A 21,267-nucleotide genomic window follows, 5' to 3' on the forward strand; every position below is an offset into this window, starting at 1 on the left:
GGAGGTGACGAGGCCGTTATGAAACTGACTGTTCTGATTCAGGAAGGTCCCTACAACCATGAGGCTGCGGACAGTGCCTATCAACTGATCCAGGCCTGCCTGCGCAGGGGGCACGAGATCCGTGGCATCTTCTTCTATAACGATGGGGTCTATAACCTGAGCAACAGGATGGATCCACCGCAGGACGACCGGCACATCGCGCGCCGCTGGCAGGAGCTCGGTGAGCAGGGCATCGACATCGTGGTCTGCATCGCCGCCGCCAAGCGGCGCGGCATGGTCGATGAGCTGCTGGTGCCAAACAGCCGGATCTCCGGGCTGGGGCAGCTGGCGAAGATGGTGATCGACTCCGATCGCCTGGTGGTATTCGGGGATTGAGGGGGAAATCATGGCGAATGAACCACGCAAGGTGATGATCACGGTGCGCCGTGCGCCGCATGGCAGCATCTATGTGCAGGAAGCGATCGAGGTCATGTTCATCGTTGCCAGCTACGGCATGGAATTGTCGGTCGTGTTCCTGGACGACGGCGTGCTGGCCCTGAAGCGCGGCCAGGACACCGCCGAGCTGGGCATCAAGGGTTTCATGGCGTCGATTGGCGCCCTGGTGGATTTCGAGGTCGAGAAGGTCTATGTCGATCGCCAGTCGCTCGCCGCGCGCAACATGAGCGAGGAGGAGCTGGTCAGCATCGGCGAGGACGAGGAGACCGAGGCGCCGATCCGGCCGCAGGTCCTGGACGGCGACGAGATCCGCAAGATGATGAACGAACAGCACAGCATCATGTCGTTCTGAGGAGGGAATCATGCTGCATACCGTGAACAAATCACCCTATACCACCTCCTCGCTGGAGAGTTGTCTGCGCTTTGCCGGGGAGGGCGATGTCGTCCTGCTGATGGAGGACGGCGTCTATGCGGCGGCTGCAGGCACCGAGCGTTCCAAACTGGTGGAGTCTGCCTTGCAGAATGGCATCGGGGTCTGTGCCCTGCAGGCGGATCTCAAGGCACGGGCGGTCGAGGCGCTGATCCAGGGCGTGCGCCCGGTCGATTACGATGGCTGGGTCGAGCTGCTTGAGCAGCACCGCTGTCAGGCATGGTTGTGATCATTCCGCCGCCCGGCGGCTGATCGTGAACAGGGCCGGCGCCTGGTGAGACGCCGGCCCTTGATGATGGCAGGTCGGTCAGGGACTCAGCCCTTCTTGATATAGAAGTGATAGGCGCCGCCGCCGTCACTGGTTTCGAGGATCTCGCATTCCAGCTGCTCGACCAGTACCGGAATGTCCTCGCTGCTGGCCGGATCCGTGGTGATCAGGTGCAGCACCTCACCCGCGGCCATGCCGTTCAGGGCCTTCTTGGTCTTCATCACGGGCATCGGGCAATTCAGTCCGGATGTATCGAGTTCTTGGTTGAATTCGGGCATTTCCTCTGTTCCTCTCGTCTTGGGCTTGAGGGCTCCCGCACGGGATCCCTGTCGGATGGCGTTGTGTTGTCGGGTCTGTCTGCTGGCTTGTCGGCCATGGCCGCCGGCAGCTTGAGTCTCCGCGCTCGATTGTAGAGACGCGGTTTCAAGTTCTCCTATTCCATGCCGAAGCAAAGGCGGAGAAAGGGGGGATATCATGCATTCAGACATGCTGCTCTATGACCGCCGGCTCGATGTCAGCGGTCTGCACTGTCCGGTGCCGGTGATTCACTGCCGGGCACAGCTGACCCTGATGGCGCCGGCCGAGACCCTGTACATCGTGGGGACGGATGCCGATCTGGAAGCCGAGCTTGCGCGCCTGGCGGAACGCTTCGGCCATGCCCGTCTGAAGTCCTGGAGAGAGAATGGACGGGTGCATCTGCTGCTGCAGAAGAATGTCCGCCAGCAGGCCATCGGCGATGACTGGCTGCTGCGGCTGGCCCGGCGCCTCGGGCTGTTTGGTCGTGGCCCGCGGCGAAGTGCGCGTCAGGCCGGGCTGCTTGCCTGAAGACTCAGTGCAGCTTGTCGCCGCCGGGTTCGGCTCGCTCGTTGAGTTCGGGGACATGGGGGGCGTCGCCCAGGTAGCCGTCCCCGGTTAGCGCATCGCCGGTTTGGGCCGAGGGGAGATCCGCCGCCGCGGGTTCAGGCGGCCTGTCCTCCGCTTCAGCTTCCAGCCGTGGCCGGCTCGGCAGTTCCTGCTGCAGGGCGGGTGGCCGCTCGCCGCACAGTTCCTGCGAGCTGCTGGCCAGATGCTGGTAGACGGCGCGATAGCGGTCGCTCATGTCCTCGAACAGTTGCGCCGTCTTCTGGAAGTGGGCATTGACCTTCCCACGGTACTCCTGCAGCTCCGCACGGCTCTGTTCCAGAGCCTCCTCCAGTTCCCGGCTTCGGTTGTTACGCGCCCCGAACAGCGCTGCGACCAGGAAACCGACGCCGGTGCCCACGGCGAGGGCGGCGATGATCGACCAGACGAGTACGGCATCTTCAGCAATCACGGGTGGCGTTTCCTCCTTGCATCTGTCGGGCAGTATACCCAATCGTGGTGCCGGCGGGTTAACCCGGATATTGCATCGGGCCCGCGGATGATGGCGTGGCTGGACCCGCCGGGGATCGCGGCCTGGAGACCGCTCCTACGGGGCATGGCGGCACCCTGGCAGGAGCGGCCTCCAGGCCGCGATTGGTGTGGTGTCAACAGGCCCCGGGAGTCTGCCGGACTTGGGACTGATCTATTGCGCGGGAGGGAGAGCGGTCCGAATCTTCCCGATTTCTCGTTGCGTAGTGCCCGCTCTGCACCTTGAAATCGTGAAGATTCGTTCTCGTTCACCCGCCCTGCCCGCTACGATCGCCTAAGTCCGACAGCCTGTTAGGCGACGGCGCACGGCCTCGGGGACCGGGTCGAGCAGCTCGCCCTGCTCGCCGAGACGCGGAAACGGCAGGCCCAGCGCCTGATAGCGCTCCGCCAGACGGGGATAGCCCCAGCGGAACAACAGTTCCCGGTAGCGTTCCGCTTCCAGCCGCGGCCGGTCGTAGAGGCCCGCCGCCAGGCGCTGGCGTTGCGCCTCATAGAGGATCACCGCGGCCGCCACCGAGACGTTCAGCGAGGCCACCATGCCGACCATCGGGATGGTGATCTCGGCGTCGACCCGTTCCAGGGCCGCCTCGCTGACGCCGTATTTCTCGGTGCCGAGCAGGATCGCCGTGGGCCGGGTGTAGTCGAAGGCGCGGAAGTCGACCGCACGATCCGATAGATGCGCTGCGACGATGTGGAAACCGCGGCCCTGCAGCTGCTCGATGGCTGCTTCCACTGTGTCATGGCTGTAGGTCTCCACCCATTTCTCGCTGCCGGCGGCGGTGCCCTTGTGGCTGCGATAGCGGCGCTGCGGGGTCACGGCATGCGCTTCCAGCACGCCCACGGCATCGGCACTGCGCTGGATGGCGGACAGGTTGTGCGGTTTGTGCACGCCCTCCATGAGCACTGCCAGGTCGGGCTGGCGGCGGTCGAGGACGTCGACGATGCGGCGGTAGCGTTCAGGGGTCATGGCTGTTCCGTGGATTCCGGCAAAGGCTGCATCTCAGCGCAAAGCCGTGCCGGAGGCAAAGGTTTTTTGCTTCTCACAGCAGGTTGCGCGGTGTGCCGGCGAGAAAGGCGTGGATGTTGTCGGCCACCGCGTCGACCAGCCGCTGACGCGCCTCGCGCGCCGCCCAGGCGACGTGCGGCGTGAGGATGAGCTTGGGCGGTTCCAGTCCCAGCAGCGGGTGGTCGGCGGCTGGCGGCTCCTGCTCCAGCACGTCCAGCGCCGCCCCGCCAATGCGTCCGCCGCGCAGTGCGCTGGCCAGCGCGGTCGAATCGACCAGTTCGCCGCGGGCGGTGTTGATCAGCAGGGCATCGGGCTTCATCAGCTCCAGCTCGCGGGCCCCGATCAGGCCGCGGGTCGTCGGGGTCAGGGGGCAGTGCAGGGAGACCAGATCGGCGCGGGACAGCAAGTCATCCAGCGGTATCCGTCCCGGACGGCGGTCGTCGCTGCCGGGACGCCGGGTGACGAGGATCTGCATGCCCAGCGCCTCGCCCAGCCGGCCGACGGCCTGGCCCAGTTCGCCATGGCCGATCAGCCCGAGTGTGCGGCCGGCCAGCTCGCGTACCGGGTAATCGAGGAGGCAGAACTGGGTCGCCAGCGGCCAGTCGCGGCGTGCCGCCTGGTCGTGCTCGGACAGTCGGCGGCTGAGGGCCAGTACCAGGGCCAGCCAGTGCTCGGTGACCGAGGCAGTGGCATAGCCGCGCACGTTGCACACCCGGATGCCGAGTTTGCGTGCCGCTTCCAGGTCGACGTTGTTGCTGCCGGTGGCGGCGATGCAGACCAGGCGCAGCTCGGGGGCGGCCGCCAGGGTGGTGGCGTCCAGGCGGCACTTGTTGCTGACAACGATCTGATGGCCCCGCAGGCGTTCCAGGGTCAGCCCCGGTGGGGTGTGGTCATGCAGATCCCAGTCCGGTAGCGTGCCCAGCAGGTGGCCCAGGTCGAGGTCGGCCGGGTGCAGGCTGTCGAGGTCGAGAAAGACCCCCCGTGGTGGTGCCGCCCCCGGCGTCACGGCCGGCGCTCCCAGGACCGGCTGAACAGCAGGATGGCGAGGGTCGAGGCGAGGATGCCGGGGATGATCTCGTAGAGGTCGAACCAGCCGCCCGCGAGGGGGCGCCAGAGGATCACCGTCAGGCCGCCGACCACGATCCCGGCCAGGGCCCCGGCTGGGCGCATGCCGCGCCAGTAGAGGGTCAGGATCAGCGTCGGGCCGAAGGCCGCACCGAAGCCGGCCCAGGCATAGGCGACCAGGTCGAGCACCTTGTTGTCCGGGTTCAGTGCCAGGCCGACGGCGACGCCGGCCACCAGCAGCACCGCCAGCCGGCCGACCCGCACCAGTTCGCCGGGCGTGGCCTGGCGGCGCAGGAAGGCCTGGTAGAAATCGTTGGCCAGGGCGGAGGAGGCGACCAGCAGCTGGGAGTCGGCGGTACTCATCACCGCCGCCAGGATGGCGGCCAGCAGCACGCCGGCCACCAGCGGGTGGAACAGCGCCGCCACCAGTTGCATGAACACCCGCTCCGTGTCGGCGCCGCTGAGCGGCGTCTCCAGGAAGCCGATCGCCGACCAGCCGACCAGCAGGGCCCCGCCCAGGGTCAGGCCGACCCAGGCCATGGCGATGCGGCGCGCGGCATGCAGCTCGGCGCCGTCCCGGGCGGCCATGAAGCGGGCGAGGATGTGCGGCTGGCCGAAGTAGCCGAGTCCCCAGCCGAGCAGGGAGAGGATGGCGACCAGGCCCAGTGGCTCACCGTCCAGTCCCCGCCAGGGATCCAGCAGCTGCGGGTCGAGGCGCTGCATGGCTGTCTCGGCCGCCGTCCAGCCACCCTGCTGCGAGAGGGCGAAGGCCGGCACCAGCAGCAGGGCGGCACACATCAGCAGTCCCTGCACCACGTCGGTCCAGGATACGGCCAGGAAGCCGCCGAGAAAGGTGTAGAGCACCACCACCAGGGCCGCGACCAGCACCGCCAGCCGGTAGTCCCAGGCGAACACCGTCTCGAACAGGCGGCCGCCGGCGACCAGACCCGAGCCGGTGTAGAAGGTGAAGAACAGCAGGATGAAACCGGCGGCCACCAGGCGCAGCGGCAGGGCCTGGGCGGGGAAGCGGTGGGCCAGGAAGGCCGGCAGGGTGAGGGCGTCGCCGGCGGCGAAGGTCTGCTGGCGCAGGCGCTGGGCCAGGAAGCGCCAGTTGAGCCAGGTGCCGGCCAGCAGGCCGAGGGCGATCCAGCCGGCCTCGTAGCCGGCGGCATAGGCATAGCCGGGCAGGCCGAGCAGCAGCCAGCCGCTCATGTCCGAGGCCTCGGCGGAGAGCGCTGTCACCCAGCGTCCCAGCCGGCGGCCGCCGAGCAGGTAGTCTGACAGGTCGCGGGTACGCCGCCAGGCGAGCAGGCCGAGCAGCAGCATCAGCAGGATGTACAGGCCGAAGGTGAGATAGATGGCGCGCGGATCGTCGAACATCACAGCCGGGGCAGGGCGCGGTACAGGCCGATCAGGGTCTTGGCGTCACTCAGCTCGTCGTTTTCAAGCCGGCGTTCGATCTCGGCCCGCTCCAGCCAGTGCACCTCCAGGCACTCGTGGGCCTCCAGTCGCTGCCCGACCGGGGTCAGGTCGCGGGCCAGGTAGAGATGGATGCGCTCGTCGCAGAAGCCCGGCGTCGTGAGGATCTGGCCCAGCGACTGCCAGTCGGCGGCGCGCACCCCGGCCTCTTCCTCCAGTTCCCGGCGGGCGGCGGTGGCTGGTGCCTCCCGGGGGTCGAGCTTGCCGGCCGGCAGCTCCCACAGCCAGCCGCCGGCGGCATGGCGGTACTGGCGCAGCAGGCAGATCCGGCCGTGCGCATCGACAGCCACCACCGCTGCGCCACCCGGGTGACGCACCACCTCCAGCTCCAGTTCGCTGCCGTCCGGCAGCCGCACCGCCTCGATGCCGAGATCGACGACCCGTCCCTGATGGATGATCCGCCGCTGCCCCGCCATGACTGCTAGGTCTCCCGCGGCAGGCAGTCGTAGCTGGCGAACAGCTGGCCGGCGCCGGCCGGGGCCTGGGGATCGAGGTAGAGGCTGCGCAGCCGCAGGTCCTGCGGCGGCAGCAGCTCCGAGCCCCAGACGAAGGTGTCGAAGTCCTCGCCGCCGAGGATGCGCTGGGCATGGGTGAGATAGAGGCGGTGCAGGCTGCCGGCGCGGAGCAGGGTATAGAGCACCGAGGGGCCGGCGATGACGTACAGGCTGCGGTAGCCGAGCCTGGCAAGGCAGTCGACCGCCTGTCGGCCATCGGCGCTGTGGCCGCTGCCGGCGAAATGCACGGCGACGCCAGCGCTGCGCAGGGCTTCGACCCGTCCCGGTTCGGCATCCTCGCCGGTCAGCAGATGGATGCGGCGTCCCTGGCCAAGGTAGGCCGCCAGGGCTGCCTGGGGGATGTCCAGGCTGGCGCTGAGGATGGCGATGTCCGGCTGGGCGGCCAGACCCTCGGCCTGGCGCCAGCTCCGCAGGTCGTCGAAGGCCGGCTCGGGGCCGACCGGCAGGGTGTCCTGGGCCTCGCCGGCGGCGTACTGGCGGAAATAGCGGGCGCTGGTGATCAGCAGGTCGGCCTGGGCCCCCAGTTCCTGGTAGAGGCGCCAGTCGCGGGGGTTGGTCAACGCCGGGGGGACCTGGTGGGTGGCACGGTGTGGGGCGCCCAGGGCGATGCGGCCGTCGAGGCTGGTGATGAAGTTGCTGTAGACCAGGGGCCGGCCCGCGCTGCCGGCCCGGTGCAGGCCCTCGTCGAGATACAGGCCGTGCAGCTCGACGTCGGGGCTGGCGCGGTGCGGGTAGAGCTGCTGGATGGAGGCGCTCATGCGGGTCTCGATGGTCCGTCGGGGGTGGAGCGGCAAGTGTACCCAAATCGCCCTTCGGCGTTCACCTGAACAGACGCGCCAGCAGGCCGTTGTGACGCTGCAGCTGGCGCAGGTAGGCCGGGAGGTCCAGGCCGGTGCGCCTGCGCAGCTCGCGGGCCGGCTGGCGCAGGGCCTTGAGGGCGGGACGGCGGCGGGTCTTGATGCCCAGGCTGACGACATTGGCGCGCTGGCCCACCGGCAGGCGCAGCACCGGGCCCCCGAAGCCCCGCTCGATGGCTGCCAGGCAGTGCCGGAACTCCGGCCGGGACGAACTCCAGAGGTTGACGGCCAGCGCGCCGGGATTGCGCAGCTGGCGGGCCGCCTGGGCGAAGACCTCGCTCTCGGCCAGCGCCGGGGCCATGCCCTCGGCATCGAAGGCGTCGATCAGCAGCAGATCGTAGCCCGGCCCCTCGGGCGCCTCGCCGAGCCGGGCGAAGCCGTCCCCGTGACGGATCTGCAGCCGCCCGTCGTCCGGCAGGGCGAAGAAACGCCGCGCCAGGTCGATCACCGCCGCCCGGCGCTCGATGGCGTCGATCCGGCAGAGCGGGAAATGGTGGTGGAGGAAGCGGGCCAGGGAACCGCCGCCGAGGCCGATCATCAGCACCCGCCGCGGATCGGGGACGAACAGCAGGGCGGCCAGCATGTGCCGGGTGTAGCCCAGCGCCAGGCTGTGCGGGCTGTGCAGGTTCATGCTGCTCTGGCGGATGCTGTTGCCGAAGTACAGCGAGCGGGTGGTGGCGTCGTCGATCACCTCCAGCAGGCCGTCGGCGTCGCGTTCGGCATGCACCAGAGTTCCGCGGGGGGTCTGCATGCCGGCATTTTACCGGTCCCCCCGGGCCGATCCAGCACAGCCACCGCCCGGGATGGTGGTCGCACCCCGGACGGGGGGGCAAGGCGGGGTCAGGCGGCGCTGCGCTGGCCGCCGAGGGCGAAGCCCGGGCGTCGGTTCTGACCAGCGGGCAGGCGCTGCCCATCGCTGACCACGTCGGCCAGGCTGATGCTGTCCAGGTAGTCGTAGATGCGGTGGCTCAGCTTGTCCCACAGGCGCAGGGAGGGCGGACGTTCGCCGCTGCTGTCCTCGGCGGCCGGGGTGTGCGCGGCGGAGGCGATGGACTCGTCCACGGCGCGCAGGATCTCGGCCACGCTGATCTCGCTCGGCGGCCGGCGCAGGCAGTAGCCGCCACCGGGGCCACGCAGGCCGGTGACCAGTCCGTGCTTGCGCAGCTGGGCAAACAGCTGTTCCAGGTAGGACACCGAGATGGATTGTTCGACCGAGATGTCGGCCAGCGTGACCGGCCCCTGCTTGTGATGCAGGGCGAGTTCGATCAACGCGGTGATGGCATAGCGGCCTTTAGTCGACAGTTTCATGGTTCACCCCTTCACGTTGGCTCTCTTGTCGTTGGACGCGGAATGGCGGTGGCCGTTCCAATCCTGAGTACTATGGTCGGGTATTATGGTATTGTTGACTAAAGAAGTCAAGAAAGGGGGTGGAAGCCAGAAGCCAGAAGCCAGAAGCCAGAAGCCAGAAGCCAGAAGCCAGAAGCCAGAAGCCAGAAGCCAGAAGCCAGAAGCCAGAAGCCAGAAGCCAGAAGCCAGAAGCCAGAAGCCAGAATCCAGAATCCAGAATCCAGAATCCAGAATCCAGAATCCAGAATCCAGAATCCAGAATCCAGAATCCAGAATCCAGAATCCAGAATCCAGAATCCAGAATCCAGAATCCAGAATCCAGAATCCAGAATCCAGAATCCAGAATCCAGAATCCAGAATCCAGAATCCAGAAGTCAGGAGGGGGTGTTGTGCCAGGGCGGGGTGTGGCGAGACCGCTGAATCCGGGATTGACGCTGCAGTCGTGATCCGGCGGGCTGGCTCAGGCGACCAGCCGGGCGAGGTCGTCCAGCTCCTCGGCGCCTGCGCAGACGCAGTCGGCCAGCTCATCGACCTGGCGGGCGCCGAGACCGAGCATCTCCAGGCTGAAGGCGGGATAGGCGCCCTGGTCGTCGAAGGGGATGTCGCGCCGGGCGAGGGCGCGGTTGGCGAGCAGCACCAGCTGGGCGTAGAGCGCATGGTCGCCCCAGTAGTGTTCGTCGTGATGATGGCGGGCGGCGACCACCAGTTCGGCCGGCAGATGCCAGGCTTCCAGCAGCCAGCCGCCGATCTGTTCGTGGCCGACGCCGAGCAGGTATTTCTCGATCCGCGCCATGCTCAGCTCGGGGTTGGCGAGCAGATAGCGGTTGAGCAGGAAGAACTCGTTCTGGAAGGCCTGGCCGAGCAGTAGCACGCCGAGATTGTGCAGCAGGCCGGCGAGGTAGGCGCTGCCGCGCCGCGGGCGCAGCTCGTCCGGCATGTTGCGTGCCAGGCGATCGACCAGGGCCGCGCAGTACACCGAGTGGCGCCAGAAGGCGTCCAGTCCCAGCGGACCGCCGGCCGGGATGTGCAGCGACTGGCCGACCGAGATGCCCAGCGCCAGGTTGAGGACGAAATCGAAGCCGAGGACCCGGGCCACGGCCGACTTGACGTCGCCGATCTTGCCGGGGAAGCCGTACAGGGGTGAATTGGCGTAGCGCAGGATGCGCGCCGCCAGGGCCGGGTCCTGTTCGATCACCCGCGCCAGATCGGCGGCATGGGCGCGGGGGTTGGCTGCGATGTCGAGGATCTGGGCCGCCGTGCCCGGCAGGGCCGGCAGGTCGTGGAATGCCTCCAGCCGGCGCTTGATGCGGCCGGGCGTGAAACGGCCAAGGTCGAGATCCGAGGCCGTATCCGCCGTCTTCCGCTGCAGACCGGCAAGGGGCTGGGAGAAGGGTTCGATGCGGGCCGTCGGCAGCAGGCGGCGGAAGGTCTCGGTGTCCAGGCCGAGCAGGGTGTCGTGCACCCCGGGTTCCAGGTAGAGCCGAGGCCGTTCGAGCAGTGCCGGGTCGACGATGGCCTGGATACCGTAGGCGGGGGCCAGCGGCGGGCAGCAGCCGGCCTCGCAATCGGGGAAGAACGCCGCTTGCAGGCCCCCTGCCGGCAAGGGCTCGGGTTCCCGTCCCAGCAGCCGGCAGAGGGCGGAGAAGTCCAGCAGGTGGTCATAGGGGAGGATGGCCATGAGCGGACCCTGGACGTCGTCCAGCATCACCGCCCGCACCACGTCGCGGGGATCGATGCCACAGGCCTCGGCGGCCTGCGGCAGGCTGTCGGTGTAGAGGTGGTGGTGCTCCGTGTAGCGGGCAGCCTGGGCCTCGAGATAGTGGCGGATGCGTGCAGGTATCATGATGGCGTCTCCCGGATGCTTGGCCCGTCCCTGGGGGCTGGGGTGAAAAAAAGCAAACATCACGCCAAGGGATGCCGTTCCTGATGCTGACTGATGCAAAAACAAGAGGTTATCTGGCGCCCTGCGGAGAGGCGAGGCACTGGGGCCGGGAGTGGGAAGGCGGGGTGCCGTTTTTCCGGCGTCAGGCTTGAAGTGCGGCCGGACCTTGTGGGTATACTCTGCGGAGAGTCGGTCGCGACTCGATAAAGAGAATGAGGGGGAAAGAGTCTATGTCAGTCGAGTCGTTGTCCAGTGAGGACCGGCGCGCCCGGTCGCGCGAGAAACTGGCCAGCCTGGTGGCTTCCCGCACCGAGACGCTGGTTCGCTATTCCAGCCTGGCAGGCATCCGCCCCTATCTGCCCGAGCCGCGTACCGAGGAGGCGCTGAAACGCTTCTGCCAGGCGTTGATCGACTATGCCGCCAGCGCCCATTTCCAGCTCTACCGCTACATCGCCGACGGCCGCGAGCGCCGCCAGGCGGTGCGTGCCATCGCCGAGCAGGTCTATCCCCAGATCGCCAGCAGTACCGACGTCATCCTCGACTTCAACGACCGCTACGACGTGGCGCACCTCGACGATGGCCGGGTCGAACGGCTGGCCGAGGACCTGTCGCGCCTGGGCGAGGTCCTGGCCGAGCGCATCCAGCTCGAGGACCAGGTGATCCAGGCCATCAGCGCCCGCAAGCGTCCCTGATTTCCTCCGTTCAGTCCCTTCCCGCCGCCTTCCCGCGCAGGCGTTCCCAGGCGGTCCGGCCGGGAATCCGCCAGGGCAGCGGCAGCAGCCCGGGTACCTGTCTGCGGTATTCGCGATAGGCCGCGCCGATCTCCCGTTCCAGCTTGCGTTCCTCCAGGCGGCTGCCAATGACCAGATAGAGGGTGATGGCAAGGGCGCCGACCAGCAGGCTGGCATTCATGTCGCGGCTCCACAGCAGGAGCAGCCCGCAGCTGTACCAGGGGTGGCGGACATACCGGTGCAGCGGCGAAAGCTGCAGCCGGGTTCCGGCTGGCAGCGGCGCTTGTGGCCGCAGACCAAGGAAGGCCGGCAGGTCGTAGGCCCGGCTGCCCAGCCAGAAGCCGACCAGGGCGAGCAGGGCCGCGCCGTCCGCCAGCCAGCCCCAGGGCCCTGGCCAGCTCCAAAGCATCGGCCCGGGCTGCCGGTAGGTCAGCCACAGCGGCGGGATCAGCAGCAGCAGGGCGAGCAGGTTGTAACCCAGCCGGTAATGCGCTGCCAGCCGCGGCAGCCGCTGTGCCACCCGGCGCTTGACAGTGTGGCTGGCAAGCAGGGAATGGACGAGAAAATAGCCCAGCCAGAGGCCGGCCAGCAGGAACAGGTGGGGGGTGTCGATCGCGTCCTTCATGGTCCGTGCGCGCCCGGCTGCAGGACTGCCTGACAGGAGGCGAAAGGCGGCTTCAGAATTCGATGTAGAAGCCGGCGCCCAGTTCCAGCAGGTTGCTGACCCGGCGCAGCCGGCCGGCACGCTTCTGCGCCAGCAGCCAGCGCCCGACCGGCTGGAACAGGGTCTCGCCACTGCCCGGTGCGGCCGGCTGGAAGCGCACGATCATCGAGCCGCCGGCCGCGCGCCGTTCTTCCAGAGCGGCCTCCAGGGTGGCCAGGGCCTCCGCCGCTGGCAGCTTGCCGAGGTCCAGCGTGCTGTCGGCCTCGATGCGGTCGCTGGCATAGCGCATAGCCTCGTCGATGTCGAAATAGGGCATGGCCGGGATCCCGAGCTGTTCTGCCCATGGATTCTACGGTATCCATGGGTGGTCGGCCACGGCCCGTCAGGGGCGCCGGGCCAGCAGCTGGACCACGGCGCCGCGGCCGGTGTGGTAGCGGCCTTCGATCACCTCGCGTTCCAGCTCGGCGGCGTGCAGGAACTCCAGTCCCTCCAGTTCCCGGCGCAGCTCGTCGAGGGTCATGGTCAGGGCGGCGTCCGGCGGGCCACCGGTGCCGAGGGCGATCTGCGTCGGGGTGTAGGCCTCCAGCAGCAGCATGCCGCCCGGCCGCAGGCCGGCCACCAGGCGCCGGTGCAGGTCGGCGCGCAGGACCGGTGGCAGATGGCAGAAGATGGAGACCACGCTGTCCCAGCTGTCGGGCTGGATGGGGAAGTCGGCCAGGTCGGCCTGCCGGCAGTCGATCTCCACCCCCCGTTCGGCGGCCAGCCGGCGGGCCTTGGCAAGCCCGGCCGCGGCGCTGTCGACAGCGGTCACCCGGTGGCCGAGGCCGGCGAGATAGACGGCGTTGCGGCCCTCGCCCTCGGCCACGCACAGGCAGCGGCCGGTGGGCAGGCGCCCGGCCATGGCTGCCAGGAAATCGTTGGGTTCGGTGCCGTAGGCATATTCCTCGGCGCTGTAGCGTTCCTCCCACATGGCTCAGCGGATCCGGTACAGAGGGTGGATCTGATCCTTGCCGGTGACGCAGACGTCGAGATCGCGCAGCAGGCCGTCGTCGATGCTGTAGATCCAGCCATGCACCGACAGTGTCTGGCCACGGGCCCAGGCATCCTGGACGATGGTGGTATAGCAGACGTGGTTGACCTGCTCCACCACGTTCAACTCGCACAGCCGGTCGAGCCGCGCCGTCTCGTCCGTCAGCCCGGTGAACTCCGCCTCGTGGCGGCGGTAGATCTCCTTGATATCCTGCAGCCAGTTGTCGATCAGGCCGTGCTTCTGGTGGTCCAGGGCCGCCTTGACGCCGCCGCAGCCGTAGTGGCCGCAGACGATGATGTGCTTCACCTTGAGCACGTCGATGGCGAACTGGAGGACCGACAGGCAGTTGAAGTCGGTGTGCATCACCAGGTTGGCGACGTTGCGATGCACGAACAGTTCGCCCGGCAGCAGGCCGACGATCTCGTTGGCGGGCACCCGGCTGTCGGAGCAGCCGATCCACAGGTACTCCGGGGCCTGTTGCTTGGCCAGGCGCTGGAAGAAACCGGGATTCTCGGCCTCGATGGTGCGGGCCCAGGACTGGTTGTTGTCGAACAGATGGCTTAGCAGTTTCATCGGCGCGGGGGACTTGGTGGTCAGGGGTGGTGCCAATTGTACGGGGATCGGCGCCCGGAGTCAGTCCGGAAGCGGGTCCAGCCCCTATATTGCACCAGGGCGGTCCGCATGATCGGCATTCAGGCTGTCATACAAGGCCGAGGTGGCCATGAGAGGGTTGCCTGGACGGGGGGCTTGCGCCTCGATCGCGGCCTGGAGGCCGCTCCTACCGCCACATTGCTCCGCCATGCCCCGTAGGAGCGGCCTCCAGGCCGCGATCGGGCGGGCATCGTCCGCCCCATTTGCCGCGGCCGGCTGACCGCGCCTGCGGGGCTAGACCAGCAGGAACTCGAGCAGCGCCTTCTGGGCGTGCAGCCGGTTTTCGGCCTCGTCCCAGACCACGCTCTGCGGCCCGTCGATGACCGCGGCGGCGACCTCCTCGCCTCGATGGGCCGGCAGGCAGTGCATGAACAGGGCATCCTCCCGGGCCGCGGCCATCACCGCCTCGTTCACCTGGTAGTCGGCGAAGGCGCGTTCGCGCTGCGCCTGTTCCTCTTCCTGGCCCATGCTGGCCCAGACGTCGGTGACCACCAGGTCGCTGTCGCGGGCGGCGGCGAGCGGGTCGTGGAGCAGCTCCACCGCGTCGCCGGCGGCAGACAGGATCTCCGCCTCGGGTTCGTAGCCCTCGGGGCAGGCGATGCGCAGCTGGAAGCCGAACTGGCGGGCGGCATTGATGTAGGAATGGCACATGTTGTTGCCGTCACCGATCCAGGCCACGCTGCGGCCGCGGATCTCGCCGCGATGCTCGACATAGGTCTGCACGTCGGCCAGCAGCTGGCAGGGGTGGTAGAGATCGGTCAGGGCATTGATCACCGGCACCCGCGAATGGTCCGCGAAACGTTCGATCTTGTCGTGCTCGAAGGTGCGGATCATGATGCCGTCGGCCATCCGCGACAGCACCCGGGCGGTGTCCTCCACCGGTTCGCCGCGGCCGAGCTGGGTGTCGCGCGGCGACAGGAACAGGGCATGACCGCCGAGCTGGGCCATCCCGGCCTCGAAGGAGACCCGGGTGCGGGTCGAGGACTTCTCGAACACCATGGCCAGCACCTTGCCCTTCAGCGGCTGGTAGAGCAGACCGTCGTAGTGTTTCCGCTTGAGTTCGCCGGCGCGGCGGATCAGACCTTCCAGCTCGTCGCTGGAGAAGTCGAGCAGGGTCAGGAAATGACGCGGTTTCATGCGGCCTGCTCCAGGAAGCCGCCCACCAGCGCGCCAACCTCCTCGACGATGCGCTCGGCCTCGGCCTCGGCAAGGATCAGCGGCGGCAGCAGGCGCACCACGCGTTCGGCGGTGACGTTGATCAGCAGGCCGCGCTGCAGGGCCTGGCCGACCAGTTCGCCGCAGGGGCGGTCCAGCTCGACGGCCAGCATCAGCCCCCGGCCACGGATCGAGACCACGCCCTCGCTGCCGGCGAGCCGTTCGCGCAGGCCGTCGAGCATCCGCTGTCCCAGCGCCCGGGCGCGGCCGCACAGATCCTGGCGGCGGATCTCTTCGATCACCGCCAGTGCCGCACGGCAGGCCAGGGGGTTGCCGCCGAAGGTCGAGCCGTGCCGGCCCGGTCCGAGCACGTCGGCCGCGGGGCCGCGCACCAGGCAGGCACCGATGGGCACGCCGTTGCCCAGTCCCTTGGCCAGGGTCAGCACGTCCGGCCGGATGCCGCTGGACTGGAAGGCGAACCAGTTGCCGGTGCGGCCCATGCCGGTCTGCACCTCGTCCAGCATCAGCAGCCAGCCGCGCTCGTCGCACAGGGCGCGCAGGCCGGCCAGGTAGTCGGCCTGCGGCAGCTTGACGCCGCCCTCGCCCTGGATGGGCTCGACCAGCACCGCCACCACCTGCTCGTGGTTGTCGGCCACGGTGCGCACCGCCTCCAGATCGTCGAAGGGCACGCGCACGAAGCCCCGCACCAGCGGCTCGAAGCCGGCCTGGACCTTGCGGTTGCCGGTGGCGGTCAGGGTGGCCAGGGTGCGGCCGTGGAAGCTGCCGTCGGTGACCAGGATGTGCGGGTTGTCGATGCCGCGGCCGTGACCGTAGAGGCGCGCCAGCTTGATCGCCGCCTCGTTGGCCTCGGCGCCGGAGTTGGCGAAGAACACCTGCTCCATGCCTGCCAGGGCGGTCAGTTCCTCGCCCAGGGCCTCCTGCAGCGGGATCTGGTAGAGGTTGGAGGTGTGGATCAGGGTCCGTGCCTGATCGCAGAGCGCGTCGGCAATGGCCGGATGGGCGTGGCCCAGGCCGCACACGCCGATGCCGGAGAGGGCATCGAGATATTCCAGGCCGGCCTCATCCCACAGGCGGCAGCCTTCGCCGCGCACGAAGCGGACCGGCAGACGGGCATAGGTGGGCATGAGTGCACTGCTGGTGGTCATGGTCTGTCTACGCTGCGGATCCCATAAATACAAACGGCAGCCCAATGAGCCGCCGACAGCAAAAGCGAAATTCTAGCGGTTCGGTCGGGGGGGTGCAAATCCCCTTTTCAGAAGCCGGGTTTTGGAGGGCAGCCGAAAAGCAAGAGGCCCGGCGCGGGCCGGGCCTCGAAGGGTGTGAAGCCGGGTATTCAGCCGGCGTAGTTCTTGGCGACGAAGTCCCAGTTGACCAGGTTCCAGAAGGCCTCGACGTACTTGGGACGGGCGTTGCGGTAATCGATGTAGTAGGCGTGCTCCCAGACGTCACAGGTCATCAGCGGGGTCTTGCCCTCGGTCATGGGATTGCCGGCATTGCTGGTATTGACGATCTCCAGCGAGCCGTCGGCATTCTTCACCAGCCAGGTCCAGCCGGAGCCGAAGTTGGTGGCGGCGGAGGTGGAGAATTTCTCCTTGAACTCGGCGAAGGAGCCGAAGGCCTTGTCGATGGCCTCGGCCAGGGCACCGCTCGGCTCGCCGCCGCCGTTGGGGCTCAGGCAGTTCCAGTAGAAGGTATGGTTCCAGACCTGGGCGGCGTTGTTGAACAGCCCGCCCTCGGCCTTCTTGATGATTTCCTCGAGGCTGGCGTTCTCGAACTCCGTGCCCTTGATCAGGTTGTTGAGGTTGGTGACATAGGTCTGGTGATGCTTGCCGTAGTGGTACTCCAGCGTCTCCTTGGAGATGTGCGGCTCCAGGGCGTTCATTTCGTAAGGCAGGGGAGGCAGTTCATGTGCCATGGTCGGTTGCTCCTTGAATTTCCGTGTTGTATCTGTGCAGGCCCGGTTGTTTGCGGGCCCGGTGATCAAACTGGGTGGGGCATTCTAACCCGGCTGCGGCGAATAACCAAGCGTTTATGTCGGTTATGGCGGCGGGTGCCACCAAGCTTTGGATGATTTATAGCCACGAAACCCGCAAAAAACTACCGAAGCCCTGTGGTGAAGCATGGATAGCCACGGTTAGCCACGAAACCCACGAAACCCACGAACTGTTCTTGATTGATAGGGCCACGCACAAAGTGCGGGCCCGCGCATTTCAAATCCTTTTCGTGGATTTCGTGGGTTTCGTGGCCATTGGGTCTTTCCGGGTTTTCCGTGGCCATGCACGCTGTCCCCCGCGGACTGCCCGGGTGGCTCTCGGTTCGCTGCGCCGATTCGGGGTAAACTGCGCCGCCATGGATGCCATCGAACTCGGACTTTTCGCCAGCCGTATCGAGGCCGTCTGCGATGAAATGGGCGCGGTCCTGCGTCGCACCGCCTTCTCGCCCAATATCAAGGACCGGCTGGACTTTTCCTGCGCGGTGTTCGATGCCGCCGGTGAACTCTGTGCCCAGGCGGCCCACATCCCGGTGCACCTGGGGAGCATGGCCTATGCCATGCGCGACCTCGTCGGACCGGTGGACTGGGCGCCGGGCGACATGCTGATCGTCAATGACCCCTTCCTCGGCGGCACCCATCTGCCGGACGTGACCCTGATCGCGCCGGTGTTCGTCACCGAGACACTTCTCGGCTTCGTGGTCAACCGGGCCCACCACGCCGACATCGGTGCCGAGACGCCGGGTTCGATGCCGGTGTCGCAGCGGATCGACGAGGAAGGGCTGGTGATCCCGCCGTCCTATCTGATGCGCCATGGGGAACTGGACGAGGCCTTCTTCGAGCGGCTGACCCGCGCGACGGCCAATCCCCAGGGTGCCCGCGGCGATTTCGCCGCCCAGATCAGCGCCAACCGCAGCGGGGTGGCGCGGCTGCAGGCGCTGATCGAGACCCTGGGACCGGCCGCCTATCGCGAGGCGCTGGCGGCGCTCAACGACTACGCCGCGCGCCTCGCCGGCGAGACGCTGCGCAGCATTCCGGACGGCGAATACCGCTTCACCGATTACATGGACGACGACGGCCAGGGGCATCTCGACCTGCCGATCGAGGTCCGGCTGAAGGTCGGCGGCGGGCAGGTGACGGTCGACTTCGACGGAACCGCAGTCCAGGTGCCCGGCAATATCAACTGTCCGCTGTCGGTCGCGGCGGCGGCCGTCTACTATGTGTTCCGCTGCCTGATGCCGTCCCAGACCCCGGCCTGTGCCGGCAGTTTCAGGGGCATTCGCATCCAGGCCCCCGATGGCTGTCTGGTCAATGCCCGGCGGCCGGCAGCGGTGGCGGCCGGCAATGTGGAGACCTCCAGCCGGGTGGTCGATGCGGTGCTCGGGGCCCTGGCCCAGGCGCTGCCGGAACGGATTCCCGCCGCCAGCCAGGGGACGATGAACAATCTGGCGATGGGGTCACGCCAGGCGGGTGCCTCCTGGGACTATTATGAGACCCTCGGCGGCGGCATGGGCGGCGGACCGCGTCATCGCGGGCTGTCTGCCGTGCAGACGCACATGACCAACACCCTCAACACGCCCATCGAGGTGCTGGAGATGGCCTACCCGCTGCGGGTGCTGCGCTATGCCATCCGCCGTGGTTCGGGTGGCGCCGGGCGTCATCGCGGCGGCGACGGCATGCTGCGCGAATACCAGTTCCTGGCGCCGGCCGAGGTCACCCTGCTCGGCGAACGGCGGCGCCGTGCCCCCTGGGGGCTGAACGGCGGCGCGCCGGGAGCGCCCGGCGAGAACCGCCTCAACGGCGAACGCCTGCCGGGCAAGGTCTGCCTGCAGGTGGCGGCCGGCGACCGGCTGGAGATCGCCACCCCGGGCGGGGGCGGCTGGGGTCGGCCGGCCGGGGCGGAATGAAACCCGATCGACAATCCGGAGTATCCATGACGTTGCGAAACATCTATTCCCGGGGGCTCGCCCTGGGCCTGCTGCTGGGCAGCCTGTTCTTGCCGGGTTGCGGTGCGCTGGTGGTCGGCGGGGCCGCGGCCGGGGGCTATTATCTCGGCAAGGACGCGCGCACCCTGGGCGAGATCACCGACGATGCCACCATCACCTCGACCATCAACAGCCGCTATGTGAAGGATTCTCTGGTGCCGGCGCTGGACATCAACGTCGACACCTACCGCGGCGTGGTCACCCTCTATGGCAGCGTCGGCAGCCGCGCGGTCGCCGAGCGTGCCGTGGCCATCGCACGCAGCGTGAAGGGCGTTAAACGGGTAGTGTCCAAGCTGACCGTGGTGCCGGGATGAAGCCGGCCGAGCGCAGTACAGGAGACGGGGCATGTGCGGGATCTGTGGTGAACTGAGGTTCGACGGCCGGGCGCCGCAGCTCGACGCCGTGCAATGCATGATGGACCGTCTGGCGCGACGCGGGCCGGATCATGCCGGCAGCTTCGCCGACGGGCCGCTGGCCTTCGGTCACCGGCGGCTGGCGATCATCGACCTCTCGCCACATGCCAACCAGCCGATGGTGGATCCGCAGCTCGATCTGGCCATCGTCTTCAACGGCACCATCTACAACTACCCGGAGCTGCGTGAGGAACTCGCTGCCCGTGGCCACCGCTTCTTCTCGGGTGGCGACACCGAGGTGATCCTCAAGGCCTATGCCGAGTGGGGCGAGGACTGCCCGCGCCATCTGCACGGCATGTTCGCCTTCGCCATCTGGGACATGGAGCGGCAGCGGCTGTTCGCGGCGCGGGACCGGTTCGGGATCAAGCCCTTCTACTACAGCGAGATCGAGGGCGGCCTGCGCTTCGCCTCGACCACCCAGGCGCTGCTGGCGGCCGGCGGCGTGGATACCGGCATCGATCCGCTGGCGCTGCACAACCTGTTCACCCTGCACGCCGTGGTGCCGGCACCGCGTACCATCCTGCGCGGGGTGCGCAAGCTGGAACCGGCGCACAGCCTGACCCTGGAGGCGGACGGCAGCCGCCGCCTGCGGCGCTACTGGTCGCTGCGTGCCGAGCGTCCCGCCGAGCCGCGCAGCGAGGAGGCATGGACCGAGGCCATCCACGAGGCCCTGCGCGAGGCGGTCCGGCGGCGCATCGAGATCGCCGACGTGCCGGTCGGCGTGCTGCTCTCCGGTGGCCTGGATTCCAGCCTCCTGGTTGCGCTGCTGGCCGAGGCGGGGGTCAGCGAGCTGCGCACCTTCTCGGTGGGTTTCGAGGACCAGCCGGAGGAGAAGGGCAGCGAGTTCGAGTTCTCGGATCCGGTGGCGGAACGTTACGCCACCCGCCATCACAAATACCTGATCCCCAACGAGGAGGTGCTGAAGCGGCTGCCGGAAGCGGTGGACAACATGGCCGAACCCATGTTCGGCCAGGATGCCGTGGCCTTCTACCTGCTGGCCGAACAGGTCTCGAAGGAGGTCAAGGTGGTGCAGAGCGGGCAGGGTGCCGACGAGGTGTTCGCCGGCTACTTCTGGTATCCGCGCATGGCCGAGGCCGGGGGGGCGCCGCTGGAGCGTTTCCGCCGGCACTACTTCGACCGCGACCAGGAGGAGTACCTGCGGATGATCGCGCCCGAGTACGCAGGGGCGGACCACACCGCGGCGCTGATCGAGGAACGCCTGTCGCAACCGGGGGCGGATGAATACATCGACCAGGTACTCAGGCTGGATGTCACCACCCTGATCGTCGACGATCCGGTGAAGCGGGTCGACAACATGACCATGGCCTGGGGGCTGGAGGCGCGGGTCCCCTTCCTCGATCAGCAGCTGGTGGAGCTGGCGGCGGCCATGCCGCCCGAGTACAAGCTGGGCTCCGGTGGCAAGCATGTGCTCAAGCGCATCGCCCGCGGCCGGGTGCCGGACGCGGTCATCGACCGGCCCAAGGGCTATTTCCCCATGCCGGCCCTGAAGTACGTGCGTGGCGAATTCCTGGACTTCATGCGTGGCATCCTCGACTCCGATGCCTGCCGTCGGCGCGGCCTCTACCGCCGCGACTATGTCGAGGCACTGCTGGCCGAGCCGGAACGGCACCACACCCGCATCCTCGGCAGCAAGCTCTGGCATCTGGCGGCGCTGGAATTCTGGCTGCAGCGCAACGTCGATGCCGGATAGCCACGGACGACAGGGAACACACGGACAAGGATGGCGCGGTACCCCTTGCGCCTCGATCGCGGCCTGGAGACCGCTCCTACAAAACAAGAGGTTCCACCCTACCCTGTAGGAGCGGCGTCCACGCCGCGATCGGGGGATCCACGGCGGGCAATGCCCGGAGTCGATCGAACAGGCACAAAGCCGGGTTACGAGTTCCCGATCCATTTGCCAGCCTGCACGCCGATCATGCGGGCCGCCTTGGTT

Annotated in this window: 26 protein-coding genes; 8 read left to right on the plus strand and 18 right to left on the minus strand. The window is 67.9% G+C overall.

What is annotated here, in order from left to right:
• The first annotated feature begins 18 nt into the window (after positions 1–18).
• From tusD to tusB, 3 genes are read left to right on the plus strand one after another with little or no spacing between them, the layout of a single operon-like run.
• Positions 19–375: a sulfurtransferase complex subunit TusD gene (gene tusD / locus QVG61_RS02645; protein ID WP_289931778.1), complete on the plus strand. Its 357-nt coding sequence runs from the start codon at positions 19–21 to the stop codon at positions 373–375.
• Positions 376–385: 10 nt separating this feature from the next.
• The gene (locus QVG61_RS02650; protein ID WP_289931779.1) at positions 386–787 is read left to right on the plus strand and encodes a DsrE family protein; all 402 of its coding nucleotides are present in this window, start codon (positions 386–388) and stop codon (positions 785–787) included.
• Positions 788–797: 10 nt separating this feature from the next.
• Positions 798–1,094, plus strand: coding sequence for a sulfurtransferase complex subunit TusB (gene tusB, locus QVG61_RS02655; protein WP_289931780.1), 297 nt, complete (start codon positions 798–800; stop codon positions 1,092–1,094).
• An 86-nt stretch (positions 1,095–1,180) separates the two neighbouring features.
• On the opposite strand, the gene QVG61_RS02660 is transcribed toward tusB, so the two are convergent.
• Positions 1,181–1,354: a sulfurtransferase TusA family protein gene (locus tag QVG61_RS02660; RefSeq protein ID WP_289931781.1), complete on the minus strand. Its 174-nt coding sequence runs from the start codon at positions 1,352–1,354 to the stop codon at positions 1,181–1,183.
• 253 nt (positions 1,355–1,607) lie between these two features.
• On the opposite strand from QVG61_RS02660, the gene QVG61_RS02665 reads away from it, so the two are divergent.
• Positions 1,608–1,958, plus strand: coding sequence for a sulfurtransferase TusA family protein (locus tag QVG61_RS02665; RefSeq protein WP_289931782.1), 351 nt, complete (start codon positions 1,608–1,610; stop codon positions 1,956–1,958).
• A 4-nt stretch (positions 1,959–1,962) separates the two neighbouring features.
• Here the strand turns inward: QVG61_RS02665 and QVG61_RS02670 are convergent, their stop codons facing one another.
• The 10 genes from QVG61_RS02670 to QVG61_RS02715 form a co-directional block, all read right to left on the minus strand.
• Positions 1,963–2,445, minus strand: coding sequence for a YhcB family protein (locus tag QVG61_RS02670; protein WP_289931783.1), 483 nt, complete (start codon positions 2,443–2,445; stop codon positions 1,963–1,965).
• Positions 2,446–2,796: 351 nt separating this feature from the next.
• Positions 2,797–3,489 (minus strand): tRNA (guanosine(18)-2'-O)-methyltransferase TrmH, encoded by a 693-nt coding sequence (trmH, locus tag QVG61_RS02675; protein ID WP_289931784.1) that lies wholly within the window; start codon positions 3,487–3,489, stop codon positions 2,797–2,799.
• A 73-nt stretch (positions 3,490–3,562) separates the two neighbouring features.
• Positions 3,563–4,534, minus strand: coding sequence for a D-2-hydroxyacid dehydrogenase (locus QVG61_RS02680; protein WP_289931785.1), 972 nt, complete (start codon positions 4,532–4,534; stop codon positions 3,563–3,565).
• Entirely contained in the window at positions 4,531–5,973 is a 1,443-nt protein-coding gene (putP, locus tag QVG61_RS02685) for a sodium/proline symporter PutP (protein ID WP_289931786.1), read from the minus strand. Before putP ends, QVG61_RS02680 begins: the two co-directional genes overlap by 4 nt.
• A complete protein-coding gene (locus tag QVG61_RS02690; protein ID WP_289931787.1) occupies positions 5,973–6,488 on the minus strand; it encodes an NUDIX hydrolase in 516 nt (171 codons plus the stop codon). Before QVG61_RS02690 ends, putP begins: the two co-directional genes overlap by 1 nt.
• A gap of 5 nt (positions 6,489–6,493) precedes the next feature.
• Positions 6,494–7,345 carry a dihydrofolate reductase family protein gene (locus QVG61_RS02695; protein WP_289931788.1) on the minus strand — a complete coding sequence of 284 codons (852 nt, stop codon included), beginning with the start codon at positions 7,343–7,345 and terminating at the stop codon, positions 6,494–6,496.
• A 61-nt stretch (positions 7,346–7,406) separates the two neighbouring features.
• Positions 7,407–8,195, minus strand: a complete 789-nt coding sequence (locus tag QVG61_RS02700) for a hypothetical protein (RefSeq protein ID WP_289931789.1) — start codon at positions 8,193–8,195, stop codon at positions 7,407–7,409.
• 89 nt (positions 8,196–8,284) lie between these two features.
• Positions 8,285–8,752: an Rrf2 family transcriptional regulator gene (locus tag QVG61_RS02705; RefSeq protein ID WP_289931790.1), complete on the minus strand. Its 468-nt coding sequence runs from the start codon at positions 8,750–8,752 to the stop codon at positions 8,285–8,287.
• Between the two features lie 3 nt (positions 8,753–8,755).
• The gene (locus tag QVG61_RS02710) at positions 8,756–9,319 is read right to left on the minus strand and encodes a hypothetical protein (protein ID WP_289932809.1); all 564 of its coding nucleotides are present in this window, start codon (positions 9,317–9,319) and stop codon (positions 8,756–8,758) included.
• Positions 9,252–10,634: an HDOD domain-containing protein gene (locus QVG61_RS02715; protein WP_289931791.1), complete on the minus strand. Its 1,383-nt coding sequence runs from the start codon at positions 10,632–10,634 to the stop codon at positions 9,252–9,254. Before QVG61_RS02715 ends, QVG61_RS02710 begins: the two co-directional genes overlap by 68 nt.
• 269 nt (positions 10,635–10,903) lie before the next feature.
• Here QVG61_RS02715 and QVG61_RS02720 point away from each other — a divergent pair, with 269 nt between their 5' ends.
• Positions 10,904–11,365, plus strand: a complete 462-nt coding sequence (locus QVG61_RS02720) for an Rsd/AlgQ family anti-sigma factor (protein ID WP_289931792.1) — start codon at positions 10,904–10,906, stop codon at positions 11,363–11,365.
• Positions 11,366–11,375: 10 nt separating this feature from the next.
• On the opposite strand, the gene QVG61_RS02725 is transcribed toward QVG61_RS02720, so the two are convergent.
• From QVG61_RS02725 to sodB, 7 genes are all read right to left on the minus strand, one after another.
• On the minus strand, positions 11,376–12,029 hold the full coding sequence (locus QVG61_RS02725) for a hypothetical protein (RefSeq protein WP_289931793.1): 654 nt from the start codon (positions 12,027–12,029) through the stop codon (positions 11,376–11,378).
• A 52-nt stretch (positions 12,030–12,081) separates the two neighbouring features.
• Positions 12,082–12,384: a hypothetical protein gene (locus QVG61_RS02730; protein ID WP_289931794.1), complete on the minus strand. Its 303-nt coding sequence runs from the start codon at positions 12,382–12,384 to the stop codon at positions 12,082–12,084.
• Positions 12,385–12,450: 66 nt separating this feature from the next.
• Positions 12,451–13,038, minus strand: coding sequence for a class I SAM-dependent methyltransferase (locus QVG61_RS02735; protein ID WP_289931795.1), 588 nt, complete (start codon positions 13,036–13,038; stop codon positions 12,451–12,453).
• 3 nt (positions 13,039–13,041) lie between these two features.
• Positions 13,042–13,671 (minus strand): carbonate dehydratase, encoded by a 630-nt coding sequence (gene can / locus QVG61_RS02740; RefSeq protein WP_289931796.1) that lies wholly within the window; start codon positions 13,669–13,671, stop codon positions 13,042–13,044.
• A gap of 312 nt (positions 13,672–13,983) precedes the next feature.
• Positions 13,984–14,886: an ornithine carbamoyltransferase gene (gene argF, locus QVG61_RS02745; RefSeq protein WP_289931797.1), complete on the minus strand. Its 903-nt coding sequence runs from the start codon at positions 14,884–14,886 to the stop codon at positions 13,984–13,986.
• Positions 14,883–16,070, minus strand: coding sequence for an aspartate aminotransferase family protein (locus tag QVG61_RS02750; RefSeq protein ID WP_289931798.1), 1,188 nt, complete (start codon positions 16,068–16,070; stop codon positions 14,883–14,885). Before QVG61_RS02750 ends, argF begins: the two co-directional genes overlap by 4 nt.
• Positions 16,071–16,258: 188 nt before the next feature.
• A complete protein-coding gene (sodB, locus tag QVG61_RS02755) occupies positions 16,259–16,840 on the minus strand; it encodes a superoxide dismutase [Fe] (protein ID WP_289931799.1) in 582 nt (193 codons plus the stop codon).
• 434 nt (positions 16,841–17,274) lie between these two features.
• Here sodB and QVG61_RS02760 point away from each other — a divergent pair, with 434 nt between their 5' ends.
• The 3 genes from QVG61_RS02760 to QVG61_RS02770 are packed head-to-tail and all read left to right on the plus strand — an operon-like array spanning position 17,275 to position 21,024.
• Positions 17,275–18,822, plus strand: coding sequence for a hydantoinase B/oxoprolinase family protein (locus QVG61_RS02760; protein WP_289931800.1), 1,548 nt, complete (start codon positions 17,275–17,277; stop codon positions 18,820–18,822).
• A 26-nt stretch (positions 18,823–18,848) separates the two neighbouring features.
• A complete protein-coding gene (locus QVG61_RS02765; protein ID WP_289931801.1) occupies positions 18,849–19,214 on the plus strand; it encodes a BON domain-containing protein in 366 nt (121 codons plus the stop codon).
• Positions 19,215–19,245: 31 nt separating this feature from the next.
• A complete protein-coding gene (locus tag QVG61_RS02770; protein WP_289931802.1) occupies positions 19,246–21,024 on the plus strand; it encodes an N-acetylglutaminylglutamine amidotransferase in 1,779 nt (592 codons plus the stop codon).
• Positions 21,025–21,267 lie beyond the last annotated feature (243 nt).

The organism is Thiohalobacter sp. IOR34 (genome assembly GCF_030406045.1).
GTDB lineage: Bacteria > Pseudomonadota > Gammaproteobacteria > Thiohalobacterales > Thiohalobacteraceae.